Raw genomic sequence first — 17,628 nt, forward strand, 5'->3', positions numbered from 1 at the left:
CGTTTCTAAGGGCTTGTAGTTTATACATGGTGTTTTTAGTTGTCCAGTACGAAAATAAATCAAAATAGCAGGTAAATATGGAGCCTATGCCTACATTTGCCTACTCACATGCTTCTAATTCTTGTAGTAAGGTTTAATCTAAACAGTATTTTTCACTCTGGCCAAGTTTTCTAAAGCTTGCTTTCTAATTCTATATACGTTAACCTTGCTTATCTTCAACTCCTTACAAACCTGAGCCAAAGGGAGGTTATTCACATATAACATTGTCAATACTAACCATTCCTCAATTTCATCTAACTGGTCTATTAAATCTATGACTTCTATACGCTCATTCACAATAGCGTTGAGCTGCTCTATTACCTCGTCTTTTAGTTGCAAGGTTTCAAGTAGCTTATTTTCAGTAGTATTTGTTTTGCTGGTTGTTACTCTTATGTCAGTTTGGTTAGATCCAGCTAATAGTCCATGGTTTAAACTGTCTAGCTTTAATTGCAATTTTTTAATGATCATATCTGACTTTTTACAATTCTTCAGCTTTTTCTCAATCTGTTCAACGTTCACGCTGGGACTCCTTTATACTTTTTTTGTGGTTGGAAAAGGGATAATTGAGTAGTAGCTTTATCGATCAAAAAATCAAGCTAAACACTTAGTAAAACCACATGCTACCAACTTCAAAAACATTTCAAAAAAGGAATTTTCTGCACAAACGAGGGCGGCGTTCTTGTACTTTAGCAAAATATACCCCCGTCTAAAAATAAAGGGGGTAGCTCTGCCTCCTGTCTCGTATTCATACATGTTTAGTATCTTGTAATTGAACTGTTGTAACTGTGATCTTTATTTTGATTTTTTTGAAAATGTTCCAAAAAACTACTTCATATTGTCTCACAATCTCAATCCATTCAGCCAAAAACTATCTCCTTTCTTGGTGTAGTTCACAAACTTTTGATAATGCTTATAATACTTGTCACGTTTCATATATTTTGGTCTTTCAGGAAAACCATCGAACATATATCCGCCACGTTTGGGACTCCAACCTGGTTCTACCTTTCTAGCTTCCCTCAGCGCAAGCTCCCAATAGTATTGGCAATCTGTCTTACTTCGGTTCAGTGTTGATTTGTGTATTTTCTGGCATGATCCACAACCATATAGCAAAAATCTCTTATAGAGTTTTCTGCATCGATTACCACAAATAGGACAGAGAAAGAAGTAGCGATTTCCTCCCTTAGTTCCTGGTATGCTTGCTAAATCAAAATGATCACGATCAAAGGTGATATACAGATTATCTAGGTCTATTTCTAGTTTTCTACCGTCCAACTCAGCTATTCCATAACTAATATTCTTGCCTTTCATTGGCTTTATAAACGTTTCTATGGTTATTGATTTTATAATTTCCATTCGTTCAAAATACCTTTATATAGAAAAACCCAAATCGATTGGGTTCAGTAGCAATGAAACCACAAAAAGAGGCTAGCGCCTCTCTTGATAGTTCTAGCTTTCTGTCTCTGCCACATAATCAGCAAGACCTTTATATTCGCCTTCTACGTCCAGCTTTTGGAGTAGGCTAATACTTTCATCGCCCAGCATTTCCAACGTACCAAAAGCGGTCATAGAGTCCATAGGGATAGGCTCATCAGAAAGCAAGCGATCAGCATAGTCTAATAGTTCTAGCTCGTAGTCTGTAACCTTATTGAGCAAACTCTCAAAATCCTCTGACTCTTTGAGTTGAAGCACGCGCTCCCGTTTGTAACATTCTTCAAACGCTGCAGCCTCTCCTGGTTGTTTGTGGTAGTCTTTAAAGCTGTCACAAATACGCTTGAAAGTCTTGTTTAGCTTGTGATCTTCCACATACTCAGCAACAAGCGTGCCTTTATCCTTGTAGGTCAATGAGATTACAGGCTGGCAATATGTCCCAGTCATGTATCCCAGTAGCGCGTGACCTGCTACTTGAGCGGTCGCCTGATCACAAAAATAGTAAGTGAAAGTGAATGTTTTTGCTTTGTCTGAAAATGTTTTTAATGTCATGTTGTTTTTTCCTCTCTTATTTTAAGGTAAATTATGTAATTTTTGCAATCTGTTGACCTTCTTTGGTATTTTGTTGACCTTCTAGGTAACATAGTTCACCCTTACTGCCACAAGGGTTTAGGTCACTTTGTTACCATGTTGACCTTCTTTTGAAGTCCTTGCCCTTATATATATAAATACTATTTTTTCCTATATAGAGAGTTAAAAAGAAGGTAACAAGGTCAACATAAAGGCTATAAAACTAGTGCTATCAAGGGTTTAGGATGTTGACCTTCTTTAAAACAAGGTCAACAAGAAGGTCAACAAATTTCGTAAAAACCCAGTCATATCAATGGTTTAGAGCGTTATGAGAAGGTCAACATTATTCTTTTTTAGTTATAGCGTGATTTACTCGACCCAATTTAGGTCTCTCAAACTCCAACGGATCCAGTTTGTCAAAATCTTCAATCCTAACACGAGCTTTTTTAAGTTGATACTTATTAGGTGTTAACTGTTGTAGGTGTCTGATAGTATCTTTTCCTGCCCCGTAAACATTGGGCTTGGGTATGCCCATATCTTCAGCATAATGTTTCAGTGATCTGGTCAGTATAAAAACGGGTACCACGTCCAGCTCATGCCAACCTCTTTCCATGTATTCATGCTTAACCCATGAAAGTAAGTAGTCATTATCCTCTTGGTATTCTTCTAGCAGGTCTTTGACTGATTTAGGTTCGATAAAGTGAGTAAATGGCTCTTGATTGATAGCTTTGTATAGGGCATACTCTAGGACTTCCTTGTTTGCTAAAAACTCGTTTTTTATCCAAGGTTTTTCCTTTTCCCCATTAAAGTCCGCATTGAAAGGTACGATCATAATTCTACGATACCAGCCTTTTGTCTTGTTCCCACCATTGGGGATATAGTTGCCTGAAAAGATGTTGAATAGCTTAAAAGTAGCTTCAAAAGCTGGCCGACCTTTTGGATTGACTAGAACGGTGTCGCCACTAGTGATACTCATTAAATCCGACGGATTTTTTAAGTATTCGTTAGGTGCTTCATCCCCAATATTACAAACTTTGCCTACCAGGGTTTCTAGGTTATGCTTTTCAGCAAACTGTGCAGGTTTTAAGGCTGATATATTGCTTTCTCCTATCAGATTGATAAGGAAGCGCTGAAATGTTCCCTTACCATTGTTACCGTCCCCGTAGAAGATAGCAAACTTATTTAGGGTATGGTTAGGGTTAATAGCTTCAAGTATAATCTGCCAAAATAGTGTTACCAGTTCACTGTCATTACAGGCGATTGAGTTTAACCAATCATCAAAGGTTTTACCTTCTCTATCTCTTGGAACATGTGTGGGCGCGTGGTAAGCCGTGCTTATCTTACTTGTAATTACATACTTAGGACTAAAAGGGAGTAGTTCCTTTGTTTTTAGGTTAATAATTCCATTTTTTACAGGGATAAGGTCAGCACTTTCTAAAGGCTTTTGTATCTTTGTCAGTGTTCTAACCATTAACTTAATCTGAGGCCACTCTCTGGGTTTAATTCTCACGTCAAAAGTCTTACACAAAAGATTGAAAAGATCATTACTAGCGGTATAGATACCTTCATCTAAATCATAGATATAGAGTAGGCTATAATCAGCTATGTTGCTCTTGCTGATAAAAGTAAACGTGACAATCTCGCTCAGTATTTTAGCTACTGTGAATGTTTGGGGCATAGCAACCTTTTCAGTAACGTCCCCTGTGGACTCGTTTACCTTTGTTTCGGTATGTTCTGCCCGCCATTCTTCACCAGCTTTAAAGATACGATTTTCTAATTCCTTCATCGTTCTAGAAGGCTGTTCTTGTTCTCTCACCTCCAAGATTTCACTTTTTAGGTTTTCTAATTCTTCTAGTTCTATGGTTCTACCCTCTCTTTCTGTATTCTGCCCGTGCTATGCTACTGAATGTACGATCTAGTTCCTCGATTGGTAAAGGTTCAGCCGTCACGCTATTGGCTATCTTTGTAAGTTCGTAGGCGGTTTCTAGATCACAATCAACCCACTTATTAAAGAGTAAGCCTACAAATCGTGTAAGTGCCACGTTACGCCCTCCCTCGTCTCCAAATCCGTTGAAAAGCGTGTCAATGATTCTCATGGTCATTGATCTCTGGCCACTCGTTCTGGGTGTGAATTTTCCAGTAGTTTCTTGCTTCGCTCTTGGTTCAACCTTGGGGACTGGATAATCTAGGCCGTGCTCGACAATTTTCTGATATTCTGATGGTTCTCCTGTTGTTACTGGTAGCCCTTGGAGTTGTGACCAGGTCAGACTGGCCATGTCAAAGGATATCCCTATCTTGTCCGCTATCTCCTTGACTACCTGCTTATAGGTTGCCTCATTCATCACGTTGTCAGGCTTCACCACAAGGCGAAAACGGGGCTTTTCTAAACAATGTTTGATAGTGGGGTATAAAATATAGGAGTAGCCAAACAAGGCGCTAGAAACGGCTTCTATGAAGTCCTCAGACGTGCCCTGTATATCGTCATAATCAAGAAAAATCAAATCCCGATAGATTAGACTGGAGTTGTTTCGCTTGTAACTGCCATTCTTTTCTGGTGTCACTTTCCCACTGATACAGTAAGGCGCTTGTGTACGTTTAAATTCTTCAATGTTTGCCCCTTCAGGGACTACCAAAGGCTTAAAGCGTTCAATGTACTGGAACGGCTCAATCTTATCAAATGGATAGACAAGATTACTCTGAAAGCCTTTAGCCTCATAAATTGTCATACTATCGCCCCTTTTTGCGTTTTTTCTTCAGTTTCTTCAGTTGTTTCCGTTCTTTGAGTTGCTTCAACTTTGGGAGTCTGTCCTTGGTTTTATCTTCCTGGGCTAACTTCATACCCTCATAAGCTGGTTCTGTCATGTATCTACCCATTTTCTACCCCCAGAAACTTCCAGATGTCAGAAATTCTATAATAGATTTTCCTAGTATCTTCTAGTGGGGGCTGGTATCGTCTTAGCCCAGCATCTTCCCACTTTTGGAGTGTCTTGTACTTTATATCTAACTCGTCCATGGCTTCCTGAGCTGAGATTAACCCTGTCAACCGTAGTTTGAGTATAGCACGCGCATCCAGGTATTTTTCTACAAGGTTTAAAACGCCATGAGCTAACTCGTTTTCACTTTCTTTGCTTAAACTAAACATATTCATCCGCTCCCTTCAGTAGTTGCTTGTAACTCTCTAAATCAGCATTTAAAAGGACTGTTAGGCGTTTCTGTTCTTCCTGTACCTGGTTATAGAATGCCTTTGCTCCGTCCAGTAGCTCCTCTTTGTTAGCTGGGATAAAGTAGCCTCTGAAAGCTCCGTGACGTACCCCGATGATAGGAACACCGTAGCGCGTGATTAGGCGACTGATAATGTCCTGTACAGTTCTTTCTGCCAGCTTGGTGATTAAGCTGATTTCTGCCCCTGTGATGGAGTTTTCAGCCCCCACTTTGATTAGTCTTAATACTCGCTTGTCATTCTCTGTCAGACTCATTCAATTCCTCCCCATAGTTGACCCCTGCAAGCTGGATATAACGGCCATAATCAGGGTTTAAATCCTCGCTAGGTGTTTCTATCGTCTGTTTGTTTTCTCGCTCAATTTGGGCGCTTTTTTGCCGGTCTCGGTGGTTTAGATAGAGTAGTAAACCAATAAGTACCACAAGAAAGATAATTGCCTGTGTGTTGGTTAAATCTAGTTCGTTCATGTTATGCCCTCGCTTTATAGTTCTTGATGTAGTCCACTTGGTCGCTTCGTCCCATCTTCAGGAAGTCGTCCACCTCTTCAGTGCTTACTTTTCGATCTACAAAATCAGAGATAAACTGGAAGAGGTTAGGGTGTCTCTCCTTGATTTCAGCCATTCGTTTATCAAATTCTGCTTGTGTCATGTTGTCTAAGTCTAGTGTCATTTTATTGCTCCTAATCAATCATCATTCCACGAGTATATAAGGATGAGTCTGTCCATGAATCCAAAACGTTCTTTTTCCCTCGTTTTTTCTTTGCGATATCAACCGCTATGACTTCCCAAACGTAATTTAATAACTGGCTTTGATTCATCGGGTAGGCATTTTCTTTAGTTATTTCAGCTAGGTAAGTGTTTAAGAAAAGAAAACCATCAAAGTTGGAAAGTAGCTTTATAAACTTAGTATCCCCCCAAAAATTTCTGTAAGAAGACTCTTCTCGTCCTTCTAGTTCACCTATTACCTCAGCAATCACCCTCTGTTTCATCCTTTCCGTCTGTTCCTTTAGCGTTTGCTGTTGTTCATGGTATTCTGTGCTAGTTAGTTCATTATAAACATCATCCAAGTCATTCAATACCCTACTGATTGCTCTTTTAGCTATGATATTTCTAACCCCTGTAAGACTTCCTTGTATTTCTTCTAAATCTGTTGAAATAGCTTCGAATTTATCTGCTAACATGTTTTTTACCTTTGTTTCTATGTTGTGTAATTGCCCTGATGGCCTTTTAATTGTCGTTTCCTATACAGTATTAGCACCACTCCAAACGCTGGGCGATTGCCCCAAGTTGGCGAACGCATGGAGTGATGACCAGTTTAAAGAGTTGGCGCTCTCCGTATGGTCAAAATGTCCTAAATATGCTATAATTTAGGTATAAATCTTTACTAAAACCCTTTTAATAATAGCTTGCCTGCGTTGTTAAATTCGTTTTAGTGTTAGTGTGAAAGGCTTTGCTGATTGGTCTCGGTAAGCCTTTTTTGTTTCAATCACGCGCATTTAGGGCGTGGTTTTTTATTTCTGAATACCATGGACTTGATTTCCTGATAACTCATATTCAAGCCAATCATGGCTATGACCATGTCCTCAAATGCCTGGTACTGCTCCAGTTCCTCACTGGTCAAGCTATCAATGCCGTTATAGCCCCCACGTTCTTCCCTCAACTGCTTGGCGTTCCTGTCGGTTACTGCTTTCAGTAGCAAGTTGTTCATGGTGCTATGCGCGTGCTTTGGTGCTTGTTCCCAGTTCTCAATGCTGTCATACAAGGCTTTTCTTTTTGGCTTTTCTATCGCCCTCTGCATACGAAACTTAGAAAGTTCCTCACGCATTTCAAAGAATGCTTTGACCAGGTTGGTTTTGAAGTTGGCCACTTGCTCGGTATTCTTTAAGAATGTAACTAACAAGGTCGCTTGTTGCTCATTCAAAATATAGTCCTTGGTATTCTGGCCACTCTCCATAGCTTGGATTTTAAATCCAACCTTTCCGAGCTGTTCAAACCTTGCTTGATGTTTGCGGATCGTCTTGGTTATTGTGTGATGTTGCAATCCCGTGTATTCTGCAACAATACTGCTCAGCGTATACGGCTCTTTCTTGCCGTCCATGTAGACTAGTTCCATTGGTTTGCTCCTTTCTAGCTATAAAATAGTTCATCTATGGTTATATCTGATTTGATTTCTGCAACCATTGACTTAATCGCTAGGCGTTCTTTGTCATTGAATGGCGTTTTACCTAATTCTTTGTTGTTGTATGACTGCAAAGAAATTTTTAGTTTGTCCGCCATCTGTTGCTGAGTCAGTCCTAACATAACCCGATAGCCTCGTAGTTTGCTCATAGCTTTCCCCCTTTCTAAAAAATCCCCCCTCCATGAATAGATTGAAAGTGTGAAAGGTTGGAGGGGTTTGCACATTTTTTCTGTGCTTAAATTGTATGATACACAATATTTTTTCTGTTGTCAACTATTTTTTTAATTTTTGCACAAAAAAAATGTACTTTTTCTAAGATATAGTATATAATCATCTGTGAAAGGTGTGATAAAACATGAATAGATTGAAAGAATTAAGACAAGAAAAAAAGCTATCTCAAAAAGAGTTAGCTGAAAATATTGGGGTTCATTATCGGACTCTTCAAAATTGGGAAAACGGAGAAAGCCAAATCAAACCAGAAAAAGCCCAGCAACTAGCTGACTACTTCGGGGTAAGTGTTGGATATATGTTGGGGTATATTGATGATTCTGAAATATATGACGATGAAGTTGTAATAGAACCTGAAAAGGGGATGATTTTAGCTTACTCTTTGGAACGTTCTAACAAAAAGCTCCAGGAAAAGATGTTTAAAGACTTCATTACATTTTTCCGTGATAACACTATCTTTGTCAGTGATGAAGAAATTTTATCTCTGTACTCTATGGTGCAGTCTGCCAATCTTAATAATTCCACACCAAGAGGTACACATTTTAATAATTTACTTTTTTCTAATACCGACGAAGCCAAACAAATAATCAAATCTTACTCATTTGTTTTCGGTAACGAGTTTGCTAGAAATGATTTAGATGAGCAAATTCACGGATATATCTCTGAAGAAACCAGAACAAAAGAAAAAACTGCAAAACTCTTGAAAGTCTTGCAATCAGCATATGGCGAACGCGACTACTTGGAGTATTAAGCGCACCATCGGCGAAGTCGTGGACATATACAGAGAGAATTAAAAAAGGAGAGCATCCATGAAAAAACTACTAACCACATCAGCAATCTTGCTTACTGCTACTGTTCTAGTAGCTTGCTCTAACAATCAATCAGCTACCAAAGATAGCTCGGAGCAACCAAAAACTGAGCAAAAAAACACTACTTCAACAAATACAAAAGCCAAAGTAGACAACAGTAAATATGATGATCTGATTTCTGAAATCAAATCAAAATTAGATCCTGAATCAACTGGAGCAATAAGCGTAAAAATTCAAAACAGCGTAATCGATTCAGATTCATCCGAACCGCATGACGCAATCATGATTTTGCTAACTGGAACGGCTAAGGATAGCATAAAAGAAACTCTGGATGCAGTTAATTCTAATTCTGCTACTACTGACCAAAACAATGCAATCACTTTGATTCGTATGGCTATTTCTGAATTTGCTAAAAAGTTACCAGACGACAATACTACTCTTTCCCTTGGGTATGAAAAATCTGCTGATCAATACGACTTAATCGCAAAATCTTCAAAACAAAAAGATATTATCCCTGTTGGCGAAATCATCGTACAATAAAAACTCCCCCATATTCGCCAATAGCAACCATCTTTTCATGGTCTATTGTGCAAAAACAAGGGAAATTGCAAAATAGCAATAAAAAAGACAAGTCAACAAATGCTAACTTGTCTATCAACCACTCCCTTCCCCTTTTTAGGGTGTTAGAAATGTTAGTTTTCCAACTATTAAGAACTAATAGAAACGGGTTTGGAATTTTTTACCCCATCGCTTTTTAGGGACTCAGAAAATGAAGGAAATTGTTTTTTTCCAGTATTCTTGAAAATCCGACTTTTTTCCAACATTTACCCGTATAAGCTCTATATCTACCAATTTTACGGAGTAGAATCTTGGTACGCCAGAGAATTACAAACCATTCTAGAATATATGGAGCGGCGTAACTTTAACCAAGTTATAGACAAAGCAAAATAGGCTGTGAAGACTCCGGAAAATCGTGGTTGCCAAGGTTGCGAAAGATAAAGTAAAAGCAGAATACCAGCTATTCAACAAAACTCAAAAAATAAACTCGAACTTTGAAAAAATTTTAAATACAGACCTGTTTACTATAAACAAGCCCATAATAGCCCCATATCCGCCTTATTTCCAACTCTGGTATTATTTACCGCCTGACTCTTTAAAATCGAATGTGGGGCAAACTGTGAAGCCCTGACATGATATAAACCACAATCTAAAACCTTTTTAATAATAGCTTGCCTGCTGATGTATTTTAGAAAGGTTTATCATCATGAAAATAACTGAAGTTATAAAAAAAGACGGTAGTAAAGTCTACCGTGCTAATGTATATCTAGGAATTGACCAGGTAACAGGAAAGAAAGTTAAAACTAAGGTAACAGGTCGGACGCAAAAGGAAGTTAAGCAGAAAGCCAATCAGGAAAAAATAGCTTTTCAAAAAGCAGGATCTACTAGACAAAAAGCTAGTACCATAACAAGCTATCAGGAATTAACCAGTCTCTGGTGGGAAAGTTATAAAAATACTGTTAAGCCAAACACTCAAGGCAATGTTAGAAAGCTAATCGATAATCATATATTGCCTAATTTTGGGGCCTACAAGCTCGATAAGCTCACTACTCCACTTATCCAGTCAATTATCAACAAACTTGCTGACAAGACTAACAGAGGGGAAAAGGGGGCTTTTCTACACTATGACAAGATACATGCTTTAAACAAACGTATCTTACAGTATGGCGTAACCATGCAAGCTATACCGTCCAATCCTGCCCGTGATGTTGTTTTACCTCGTAACACTCAGAAAGCAAAACGACAAAAAGTAAAGCACTTTGAAAATCCAGAATTAAAAAAGTTTCTTGGTTATCTCGATAATTTAGATAGCAATAGATATCGTTATTACTATGAGGCAACGCTCTATAAGTTCCTATTGGCTACTGGTTGTCGCATCAATGAAGCTTTAGCCCTTTCCTGGTCTGATATAGATTTAGATAATGCCATTGTACACATCACCAAAACACTAAATCGGGATCTAGAAATCAATAGCCCAAAATCTAAGGCTAGTTATCGGGATATAGATATAGATCAAGCGACTGTTAGCATGCTGAAACAGTACAAACTACGCCAAACTAAAGAGGCCTGGAAGATAGGACAACGTGAAAGCGTGGTATTCTCTGATTTCATTCATGAATATCCTTGCAGTTCAAAACTTAAAAGAAGATTGCTAACACATTTTAAGCGTGCTGATGTTCCTAACATTGGCTTTCACGGATTCCGTCATACTCACGCTAGTTTATTGCTTAACTCTGGCATTCCTTACAAAGAATTTCAGCACCGTTTAGGTCATTCTACTTTATCCATGACTATGGACATTTATAGCCACCTCTCAAAAGAGAATGCAAAAAAAGCAGTCTCATTCTACGAAACTGCACTAAAAGCACTATAAGGGGAGCAAAAAGGGGAGCAAATTCCAAAATCAACATTTCAAGACAAAGTGAAAAGCCAATAACAACGGTGTTTTTGTAAGATTTTGTTTGAAAAAAGCCGATTTTGTAGTATAATAGTACGGTGTCAAAAATCACTTAAACACAGAATAGATTAGGAAAGGATAGGAGATATGAAACAAGTCTTTCTCTCAACAACAACTGAATTTAAAGAGATCGATACGCTCCAGCCGGGCACTTGGATCAATCTCGTCAATCCTACCCAGAGCGAATCGATGGAAATCGCTTCTGCTTTTGATATTGATATCGCTGACCTCCGTGCACCACTCGATGCGGAAGAGATGTCACGTATCACCATCGAAGATGAGTACACTTTGATCATCGTAGACGTCCCAATCACAGAGGAAAGAAATAACCAGACCTACTATGTGACTATTCCCTTGGGGATTATCATCACAGAAGAGGCTATTATTACCACTTGCTTGGAGCCTCTACCACTTCTTGATGTCTTTATCAATCGTAGGCTTCGAAATTTCTATACCTTCATGCGTTCGCGCTTCATCTTCCAAATCCTCTACCGCAATGCGGAGATTTACCTAACAGCCCTCCGTTCAATCGAACGTAAGAGTGAGCAGATTGAAAGCCAACTTCACAAATCTACTCGAAACGAAGAATTGATTGAACTCATGGAGTTGGAAAAGACCATCGTCTACTTCAAAGCTTCACTTAAGACAAATGAGCGCGTGATTAAAAAATTGACCAGCGCAACTAGCAATATCAAGAAATATCTCGAAGACGAAGACTTACTGGAAGATACCTTGATTGAAACGCAACAGGCCATCGAGATGGCGGACATCTATGGAAACGTCCTTCACTCTATGACAGAGACCTTCGCTTCTATTATTTCAAACAACCAGAACAATATCATGAAAACCTTGGCACTTGTGACCATCGTTATGTCCATCCCGACCATGATTTTCTCAGCTTACGGAATGAACTTTAAGGATAATGAAATTCCTTTAAACGGAGAACCGCATGCTTTCTGGCTCATCGTCTTTATCGCCTTTGCTATGAGTGTTTCTCTCACTCTTTACCTCATCCATAAAAAATGGTTCTAAACAGGAGTTATTATGTCACAGATTGATTTAAAAGAATTAACCAAGAAAAACCAAGAATTTATCCACATTGCAACCCAACAATTTCTCAAGGACGGAAAAACCGACGCTGAAATCAAGGCCATCCTTGAAGAAGTCATTCCTCATATCCTTGAAGAACAACCAAAAGGTGTAACTGCTCGTTCAATTTACGGAGCACCAACTCACTGGGCTCACAGCTTTAGCGAAAAAGAGCAATACGAGAAAGAACATCCAAAGGAAAACGACGATCCAAAATTGATGATGTTGGATTCAGCCCTTTTCATTACAGGACTGTTTGCAGTAGTTAGTGCCTTGATGAGCTTCTTCTCAAACCAACCAGTGGCTTACGGTTTGGTAACACTCATCAGTGTAGGGGCCTTCGGAGGAGTTGCCTTCTACCTTCTCTACCACTTCATCTACCGCTACTACGGACCAGATACTGACCGTAGCCAACGCCCTCCATTCTGGAAATCACTTTTGGTCATGCTAGCAACCATGTTTGCATGGGTCTTCATCCTCTTCTTGAGTAATTTCCTTCCACAAGCCATCAACATTAGTCTCCCACCACTTGTTTTGTTGGTGATTGGAGGAGCTCTCCTTGCCCTACGTTTCTACCTCAAAAAACGTTTCAACATCAAGAGTGCAAGTGCAGGACCTGCTAGATATTAAGATAAACAATAAAAGTAGTGTGTTTTGTAGACAGACTACTTTTTTGTAGTTCCAAATCATTTTTTGATTCTCCAAAGAAAAGTAGCCACATTTTCTAATAACATTCTAATGTAAAGTCTTCCCTTAGAATCCCAAGGTTTTACCCTTGAATCCAAGCTGTTTTTCTGTTATACTAATAAAGCAATAAGGAGAAATATATATGACTAAACAGAGAATTAATCAAATTGTCGGTTCAATTGGTGCCTTTATCGGGATTATTGTATTTATAGCCTACATCCCCCAAATTTTTGCCAATTTACAAGGGAACAAAGCTCAACCATTCCAACCTTTATCAGCAGCTGTTTCTTGCTTAATCTGGGTCATTTATGGATGGACAAAAGAGCCTAAGAAAGACTGGATTCTAATCATTCCAAACTCGGCTGGGGTTATCCTTGGCGGACTGACCTTCCTTACTGCTCTATAAGAATGCAACTACTATAAAAAATGCAACCACATCGAGCGGTTGCTTTTTTGCTTACTTTTGTGATCTAAAAGCCTTTTTCTGATTCTAATTCTTGTTGTTTCCCCTCTTCTTTTGTGATACAATAGCATCAATTTATTTCTAGGAGGATGAGATATGATTTCTACTATTGGTATTGTTAGTTTGTCTAGTGGCATTATCGGAGAAGACTTTGTCAAACACGAAGTGGACTTGGGTATTCAACGTCTCAAGGATCTAGGACTCAATCCTATCTTTTTACCCCATTCGCTAAAAGGCTTAGATTTTATCAAAGAACATCCTGAAGCACGTGCAGAGGATTTGATTCAGGCCTTTTCTGATGATAGTATCGACATGATCCTATGCGCCATTGGTGGAGACGATACCTATCGCTTACTACCTTATCTTTTTGAAAATGACCAACTACAAAAGGTTATCAAACAAAAAATTTTTCTTGGCTTCTCGGATACGACCATGAACCATCTCATGTTGCATAAACTAGGAATTAAGACTTTTTACGGCCAATCATTTTTAGCAGACATTTGTGAGTTAGACAAAGAAATGTTGCCATATAGCCTCCACTACTTCAAAGAATTGATTGAAACGGGAAGAATCTCGGAAATCCGCCCTAGTGACGTTTGGTATGAGGAAAGAACTGACTTCAGTCCCAAGGCACTGGGAACTCCTCGTGTCAGCCATGCAAATACTGGTTTTGAGTTGTTACAAGGCACTGCTCAGTTTGAGGGAGAAATCCTTGGCGGTTGCCTCGAATCCCTCTACGATATCTTTGACAACTCTCGATATGCAGATAGCACAGACCTCTGCCAAAAATACAAACTTTTCCCTGACTTGTCAGACTGGGAAGGAAAGATTCTCTTGCTAGAAACAAGCGAAGAAAAGCCTGAACCTGACAACTTCAAAAAGATGTTGCGGACTTTAAAGGAAACTGGTATATTCGAGGTCATCAGTGGACTCTTGGTCGGGAAACCTATGGATGAAACTTTCTATGACGACTATAAAGAGGCACTATTGGATATCATTGATAGCAATATCCCAATTGTCTATAATCTGAATGTTGGACACGCGACTCCAAGAGCAATTGTCCCCTTTGGAGTTCACGCCCATGTAGATGCAACAGAGCAAGTCATTCGCTTTGACTATAACAAAGAAAGCTGAGATGAATTTCTCAGCTTTCTTCTATATTCTCAGATGTTCTAGACATCTAACGTCACTTATTTCCACTTTTCCATTCACAATCATTCTCATGGTCATCAACTAGCCCTGCAGCTTGTAGAAAGGATAAAACAGCGACTGGTCCTGTGAACTTGAAGCCAAGTTTTTTGAGTTCCTTGGATATTTTTTCAGACAAAGGCGTTTTGGCTGGTGCTTGACTGTAGTCCGGGATATCATTAACGATGATTTTCCCATCTACAAAAGACCAGAGATAAGCATCAAAAGAGCCATACTCTTTCTGAACTTGTAGAAAGGCCTGGGCATTAGCTCGCGTCGCAAAAATTTTGGCGCGATGACGAATGATAGCTGGATTTTCTAACAAAGATTCCAGTTCTTCATCCGTCATGTCTACAACAGCTTGAATTTGGTAACCATGAAAAGCTTGACGGAAAGCTTGGCGTTTGTTGAGCACCGTTTCCCAAGACAGGCCTGCCTGATAGGTTTCCATGCACAATAACTCAAAAAGCGCTCGATCGTCATGTAGGGGTTGACCCCATTCCTCATCGTGGTAGGCTACATACAGAGGGTTGTTCATTTTAACCCAGCCACAGCGTTTTGACATAGAAATCTCCTATTTCACCAACATCTTAAGGGCCGACTTGATATAATTCTCTGCTGTATCTGTCGTTCCTTCAAAGAATTTCTTAATTTTCTTGAGCTCTGTTGCCTTGTAGCCCAGTGCCAACATGGCTTCCATGGCTTCTTCCAATTCTTGGTTGTCACTACTAGATGGAATTGTAGCCTTAGCAGGGAGATCGTCTCCTGCCACAACCACCTTACCTTCTAGGTCCAAGATCATCTGTTGGGCTGTTTTCTTCCCGATTTTAGGGAACTTGGTCAGGTAGGTTATATTCTTGGTCTCGATGGCTTGAACAAGCCCTGCATTGTCATCAGCTGCAATGATAGCCAGAGCTGATACAGGACCAATGCCCGACACCGAAATCAAGCTGAGAAAGAGTTTTTTCTCGTCTTCTGAACGGAAACCGTAAAGTAGATGAGCGTCTTCGCGAATAACTTGATGCACATAGATTTGCGCTTCTTGATTGACTTGTCCTGAGTAAGCATAAGGATTGGCTACGTGTAAGATGTAGCCGATGCCGTTAGCTTCTAGAACGATGTATTTAGCAGTAATTTTGGTAATAATACCCTTTAGATATTCGTACATAGTTTTCCCTTAAATTTAGTATTTTCCTAGTTCTCGTAGGCTAGTATGATTTTCTTGAATGCGACGGAACATCTTTTCCATGTCTGACTTGGTAAAATGCACCAAAACAGGACGTCCGTGTGGACAGTTGTAGGGGTTGTCACATTGAGAGAGCTGATAGAGGAGTTGTCTAGCTGAGTGGTCATCGATACGATGGTTGGCTTTGATTGAGCGTTTGCAGGACATCATAATGGCCAGCTCTGCTCGGTATTTCTTGATAGAAACTTCCTTGGTCAAGAGGAGCATATCACACATCTCATAGATACCAGACTCGATTTCCTCCTCTGCCATCCAAATAGGATGTTCCCTTAGGATAAATTGGTTCTCCCCGTACTCTGCTAGAAAGACGCCAACGTCCTCCAAGAGAGGCATTCTTTCCTTGAGACGAAGGGCATCATCCGCAGGAAATTCAAAGATATAGGGCACTAGGAGTTGCTGCTGGCTCTGGTCAACATTGCCAATACTTTCGCGATACTCCTCATACTTAACCCGCTCCTGAGCTGCGTGTTGGTCTATGATGTAAAGCCCATCTCTACCTTGGGCAAAGAGATAGGTCCCGTGCATTTGCCCAAAAAATTCCAACTCTGGGAAGCTTGACGTTTCTTCTCGCTCTAGCTTGTCATAAGCCTTATCCAAACTAGCCATATCTAACTCAGGATGATCCAGTTGGTCGTAGCTGATAGGCTTTCTCTCTGCAAAATGCAGTTTAGCAGGCTTGGTCAGCTGGTCCAAGGTTTCCTTGGCAAACAAGGTCAAATCCTGTCTTTCTTCCGTCAGATTCACCTGATGGTCTGCCACCTCAGCTTGAGGCGGTCTTGTCAGCTCCGTTTGCTCGTAGTAGAGATTATTTTCTTTAAGTGGGAGAATGGTTTGCTCTACCTTTTCACGATTGCGAACAGTAGATTTTGCCAGATTTTCCAAGGCATCTGGAATCAAGGTCTGTTCCTTGAGACTCTTTGCAATAGCTTCTGAAACCAGCGCCATTAGTTCTCTTTCCTTGGAAATCCGTACCTCTTGCTTGGTTGGATGCACATTGACATCTGCTAGATAAGGATCGATATGGATGTGAATAACAGCTAGCGGAAAACGCCCCACCATGAGCTTGCTACCATAGCCATCTAAAATAGCTCGATTGAGTAGGAAGTTTTTGATATAACGGCCATTGATAAAGAGACTGATGTAGTTACGATTAGCCCGTGTCAATTCAGGCAAGGACACAAAACCTGAAATTTCAAAGTCTAGGTCAGCATTCTCAATCTCAACCATTTTTTTAGCACTGGCTAAACCATAAATTCCAGCAATGGCTTGACGCAGTTGACCCGTACCAGCTGTTCGTGTCATTTCCTTGCCATCACTAATCAGGCTAAAAGAAATCTCCGGATGGGCTAGCCCCAGACGATTGACAATGTCAATGATATGAGACAACTCTGCCTGCTGGCTCTTCATATACTTAAGACGAGCCGGTGTATTGAAAAAGAGGTCTTCCACACAAACCTTAGTCCCAATAGGACTAGTCGCTGGGCTAATCTCTTCAACTTCTCCCCCACGAGCCACTAACTTGGTCCCGTGACTTGCTCCATCCACCGCAGTCAACAAGGTTAAGACACTGACAGATGCGATAGAGGGCAGGGCTTCACCACGGAAACCGAGGGTCCGAATCCGAAAAAGATCCGCTTGATTCTTAATCTTACTGGTCGCATGACGACGGAGAGCCAACTCGACTTCATCGTGGGCAATTCCGTGACCATTATCTGTTATTTGGATTTTCTTAAGACCAGCTTCTTCAATCTCAACGATAATCTGGCTTGAGCCAGCATCAATGGCGTTTTCAACTAATTCTTTGACAACGCTAGCAGGACGCTCGATAACTTCTCCTGCTGCGATCTGGTTGGCCAAGACTTCTGGCAATTCAATAATATGAGACATCTTTCAGCCCCTTTCTCAACTGTTTTTATCTATTTCTCTGAAAATAAGCTAGTGCTATTATACCATATTTCACTCGTTTCC

The 17,628-nt window shown here is 40.0% G+C and carries 22 protein-coding genes; 7 read left to right on the top strand and 15 right to left on the bottom strand.

Annotation, left to right across the window (positions count from 1 at the left end):
* Positions 1-138 precede the first annotated feature (138 nt).
* From M1R56_RS02240 to M1R56_RS02295, 12 genes are all read right to left on the bottom strand, one after another.
* Positions 139-558, bottom strand: a complete 420-nt coding sequence (locus M1R56_RS02240; RefSeq protein ID WP_248034454.1) for a DUF1492 domain-containing protein — start codon at positions 556-558, stop codon at positions 139-141.
* Positions 559-879: 321 nt separating this feature from the next.
* The gene (locus M1R56_RS02245; RefSeq protein WP_248034532.1) at positions 880-1,383 is read right to left on the bottom strand and encodes a hypothetical protein; all 504 of its coding nucleotides are present in this window, start codon (positions 1,381-1,383) and stop codon (positions 880-882) included.
* Between the two features lie 102 nt (positions 1,384-1,485).
* Positions 1,486-2,019: a hypothetical protein gene (locus M1R56_RS02250; protein ID WP_248034455.1), complete on the bottom strand. Its 534-nt coding sequence runs from the start codon at positions 2,017-2,019 to the stop codon at positions 1,486-1,488.
* 361 nt (positions 2,020-2,380) lie between these two features.
* A complete protein-coding gene (locus tag M1R56_RS02255; RefSeq protein ID WP_248034533.1) occupies positions 2,381-3,823 on the bottom strand; it encodes a DNA primase family protein in 1,443 nt (480 codons plus the stop codon).
* A gap of 79 nt (positions 3,824-3,902) precedes the next feature.
* Entirely contained in the window at positions 3,903-4,763 is an 861-nt protein-coding gene (locus M1R56_RS02260; RefSeq protein WP_248034456.1) for a primase alpha helix C-terminal domain-containing protein, read from the bottom strand.
* Between the two features lie 140 nt (positions 4,764-4,903).
* Entirely contained in the window at positions 4,904-5,179 is a 276-nt protein-coding gene (locus tag M1R56_RS02265) for an XRE family transcriptional regulator (RefSeq protein WP_248034534.1), read from the bottom strand.
* A complete protein-coding gene (locus M1R56_RS02270) occupies positions 5,172-5,513 on the bottom strand; it encodes a DNA-binding protein (protein ID WP_248034457.1) in 342 nt (113 codons plus the stop codon). Before M1R56_RS02270 ends, M1R56_RS02265 begins: the two co-directional genes overlap by 8 nt.
* On the bottom strand, positions 5,494-5,724 hold the full coding sequence (locus tag M1R56_RS02275; RefSeq protein WP_248034458.1) for a hypothetical protein: 231 nt from the start codon (positions 5,722-5,724) through the stop codon (positions 5,494-5,496). The genes M1R56_RS02270 and M1R56_RS02275 overlap by 20 nt, the downstream gene beginning before the upstream one ends.
* Before the next feature lies 1 nt (position 5,725).
* Complete coding sequence (locus tag M1R56_RS02280; protein WP_248034459.1) at positions 5,726-5,926, bottom strand: hypothetical protein; 201 nt, start codon at positions 5,924-5,926, stop codon at positions 5,726-5,728.
* A gap of 10 nt (positions 5,927-5,936) precedes the next feature.
* Complete coding sequence (locus M1R56_RS02285; RefSeq protein WP_248034460.1) at positions 5,937-6,437, bottom strand: hypothetical protein; 501 nt, start codon at positions 6,435-6,437, stop codon at positions 5,937-5,939.
* A 305-nt stretch (positions 6,438-6,742) separates the two neighbouring features.
* A complete protein-coding gene (locus M1R56_RS02290) occupies positions 6,743-7,369 on the bottom strand; it encodes a Rha family transcriptional regulator (protein ID WP_248034461.1) in 627 nt (208 codons plus the stop codon).
* Positions 7,370-7,383: 14 nt separating this feature from the next.
* Entirely contained in the window at positions 7,384-7,584 is a 201-nt protein-coding gene (locus M1R56_RS02295) for a helix-turn-helix domain-containing protein (RefSeq protein WP_000040966.1), read from the bottom strand.
* A gap of 206 nt (positions 7,585-7,790) precedes the next feature.
* Between M1R56_RS02295 and M1R56_RS02300 the strand changes: the two genes are divergently transcribed.
* From M1R56_RS02300 to M1R56_RS02330, 7 genes are all read left to right on the top strand, one after another.
* Positions 7,791-8,414: a helix-turn-helix transcriptional regulator gene (locus tag M1R56_RS02300; protein ID WP_248034462.1), complete on the top strand. Its 624-nt coding sequence runs from the start codon at positions 7,791-7,793 to the stop codon at positions 8,412-8,414.
* Between the two features lie 58 nt (positions 8,415-8,472).
* Positions 8,473-9,012: a hypothetical protein gene (locus M1R56_RS02305; protein WP_248034463.1), complete on the top strand. Its 540-nt coding sequence runs from the start codon at positions 8,473-8,475 to the stop codon at positions 9,010-9,012.
* A 724-nt stretch (positions 9,013-9,736) separates the two neighbouring features.
* Entirely contained in the window at positions 9,737-10,903 is a 1,167-nt protein-coding gene (locus M1R56_RS02310; protein ID WP_248034464.1) for a site-specific integrase, read from the top strand.
* A 171-nt stretch (positions 10,904-11,074) separates the two neighbouring features.
* The gene (locus M1R56_RS02315; protein ID WP_000815631.1) at positions 11,075-12,019 is read left to right on the top strand and encodes a magnesium transporter CorA family protein; all 945 of its coding nucleotides are present in this window, start codon (positions 11,075-11,077) and stop codon (positions 12,017-12,019) included.
* 12 nt (positions 12,020-12,031) lie between these two features.
* A complete protein-coding gene (locus tag M1R56_RS02320; protein WP_006146142.1) occupies positions 12,032-12,706 on the top strand; it encodes a DUF1129 domain-containing protein in 675 nt (224 codons plus the stop codon).
* Between the two features lie 199 nt (positions 12,707-12,905).
* The gene (locus M1R56_RS02325) at positions 12,906-13,169 is read left to right on the top strand and encodes a SemiSWEET family transporter (RefSeq protein WP_004250486.1); all 264 of its coding nucleotides are present in this window, start codon (positions 12,906-12,908) and stop codon (positions 13,167-13,169) included.
* Positions 13,170-13,322: 153 nt separating this feature from the next.
* Positions 13,323-14,360 carry a S66 peptidase family protein gene (locus M1R56_RS02330; protein ID WP_248034465.1) on the top strand — a complete coding sequence of 346 codons (1,038 nt, stop codon included), beginning with the start codon at positions 13,323-13,325 and terminating at the stop codon, positions 14,358-14,360.
* A 52-nt stretch (positions 14,361-14,412) separates the two neighbouring features.
* On the opposite strand, the gene M1R56_RS02335 is transcribed toward M1R56_RS02330, so the two are convergent.
* The 3 genes from M1R56_RS02335 to mutL are packed head-to-tail and all read right to left on the bottom strand — an operon-like array spanning position 14,413 to position 17,547.
* Positions 14,413-14,979, bottom strand: coding sequence for a DNA-3-methyladenine glycosylase I (locus M1R56_RS02335; protein WP_248034466.1), 567 nt, complete (start codon positions 14,977-14,979; stop codon positions 14,413-14,415).
* Positions 14,980-14,988: 9 nt separating this feature from the next.
* Positions 14,989-15,582, bottom strand: a complete 594-nt coding sequence (ruvA, locus tag M1R56_RS02340; RefSeq protein ID WP_248034467.1) for a Holliday junction branch migration protein RuvA — start codon at positions 15,580-15,582, stop codon at positions 14,989-14,991.
* A gap of 15 nt (positions 15,583-15,597) precedes the next feature.
* Entirely contained in the window at positions 15,598-17,547 is a 1,950-nt protein-coding gene (mutL, locus tag M1R56_RS02345; protein ID WP_248034468.1) for a DNA mismatch repair endonuclease MutL, read from the bottom strand.
* Positions 17,548-17,628: the final 81 nt, after the last annotated feature.

It is taken from the genome of Streptococcus sp. oral taxon 431 (assembly GCF_023115445.1).
Lineage (GTDB): Bacteria > Bacillota > Bacilli > Lactobacillales > Streptococcaceae > Streptococcus.

Excerpts from the sequence above, each read along its gene's own strand:
- M1R56_RS02250 (WP_248034455.1), bottom strand. The coding sequence starts at position 2,019 with ATGACATTAAAAACATTTTCAGACAAAGCAAAAACATTCACTTTCACT.
- M1R56_RS02255 (WP_248034533.1), bottom strand. The coding sequence starts at position 3,823 with ATGAAGGAATTAGAAAATCGTATCTTTAAAGCTGGTGAAGAATGGCGG.
- M1R56_RS02260 (WP_248034456.1), bottom strand. The coding sequence starts at position 4,763 with ATGACAATTTATGAGGCTAAAGGCTTTCAGAGTAATCTTGTCTATCCA.
- M1R56_RS02265 (WP_248034534.1), bottom strand. The coding sequence starts at position 5,179 with ATGTTTAGTTTAAGCAAAGAAAGTGAAAACGAGTTAGCTCATGGCGTT.
- M1R56_RS02270 (WP_248034457.1), bottom strand. The coding sequence starts at position 5,513 with ATGAGTCTGACAGAGAATGACAAGCGAGTATTAAGACTAATCAAAGTG.
- M1R56_RS02275 (WP_248034458.1), bottom strand. The coding sequence starts at position 5,724 with ATGAACGAACTAGATTTAACCAACACACAGGCAATTATCTTTCTTGTG.
- M1R56_RS02280 (WP_248034459.1), bottom strand. The coding sequence starts at position 5,926 with ATGACACTAGACTTAGACAACATGACACAAGCAGAATTTGATAAACGA.
- M1R56_RS02285 (WP_248034460.1), bottom strand. The coding sequence starts at position 6,437 with ATGTTAGCAGATAAATTCGAAGCTATTTCAACAGATTTAGAAGAAATA.
- M1R56_RS02290 (WP_248034461.1), bottom strand. The coding sequence starts at position 7,369 with ATGGAACTAGTCTACATGGACGGCAAGAAAGAGCCGTATACGCTGAGC.
- M1R56_RS02295 (WP_000040966.1), bottom strand. The coding sequence starts at position 7,584 with ATGAGCAAACTACGAGGCTATCGGGTTATGTTAGGACTGACTCAGCAA.
- M1R56_RS02300 (WP_248034462.1), top strand. The coding sequence starts at position 7,791 with ATGAATAGATTGAAAGAATTAAGACAAGAAAAAAAGCTATCTCAAAAA.
- M1R56_RS02305 (WP_248034463.1), top strand. The coding sequence starts at position 8,473 with ATGAAAAAACTACTAACCACATCAGCAATCTTGCTTACTGCTACTGTT.
- M1R56_RS02310 (WP_248034464.1), top strand. The coding sequence starts at position 9,737 with ATGAAAATAACTGAAGTTATAAAAAAAGACGGTAGTAAAGTCTACCGT.
- M1R56_RS02315 (WP_000815631.1), top strand. The coding sequence starts at position 11,075 with ATGAAACAAGTCTTTCTCTCAACAACAACTGAATTTAAAGAGATCGAT.
- M1R56_RS02320 (WP_006146142.1), top strand. The coding sequence starts at position 12,032 with ATGTCACAGATTGATTTAAAAGAATTAACCAAGAAAAACCAAGAATTT.
- M1R56_RS02325 (WP_004250486.1), top strand. The coding sequence starts at position 12,906 with ATGACTAAACAGAGAATTAATCAAATTGTCGGTTCAATTGGTGCCTTT.
- M1R56_RS02330 (WP_248034465.1), top strand. The coding sequence starts at position 13,323 with ATGATTTCTACTATTGGTATTGTTAGTTTGTCTAGTGGCATTATCGGA.
- M1R56_RS02335 (WP_248034466.1), bottom strand. The coding sequence starts at position 14,979 with ATGTCAAAACGCTGTGGCTGGGTTAAAATGAACAACCCTCTGTATGTA.
- ruvA (WP_248034467.1), bottom strand. The coding sequence starts at position 15,582 with ATGTACGAATATCTAAAGGGTATTATTACCAAAATTACTGCTAAATAC.
- mutL (WP_248034468.1), bottom strand. The coding sequence starts at position 17,547 with ATGTCTCATATTATTGAATTGCCAGAAGTCTTGGCCAACCAGATCGCA.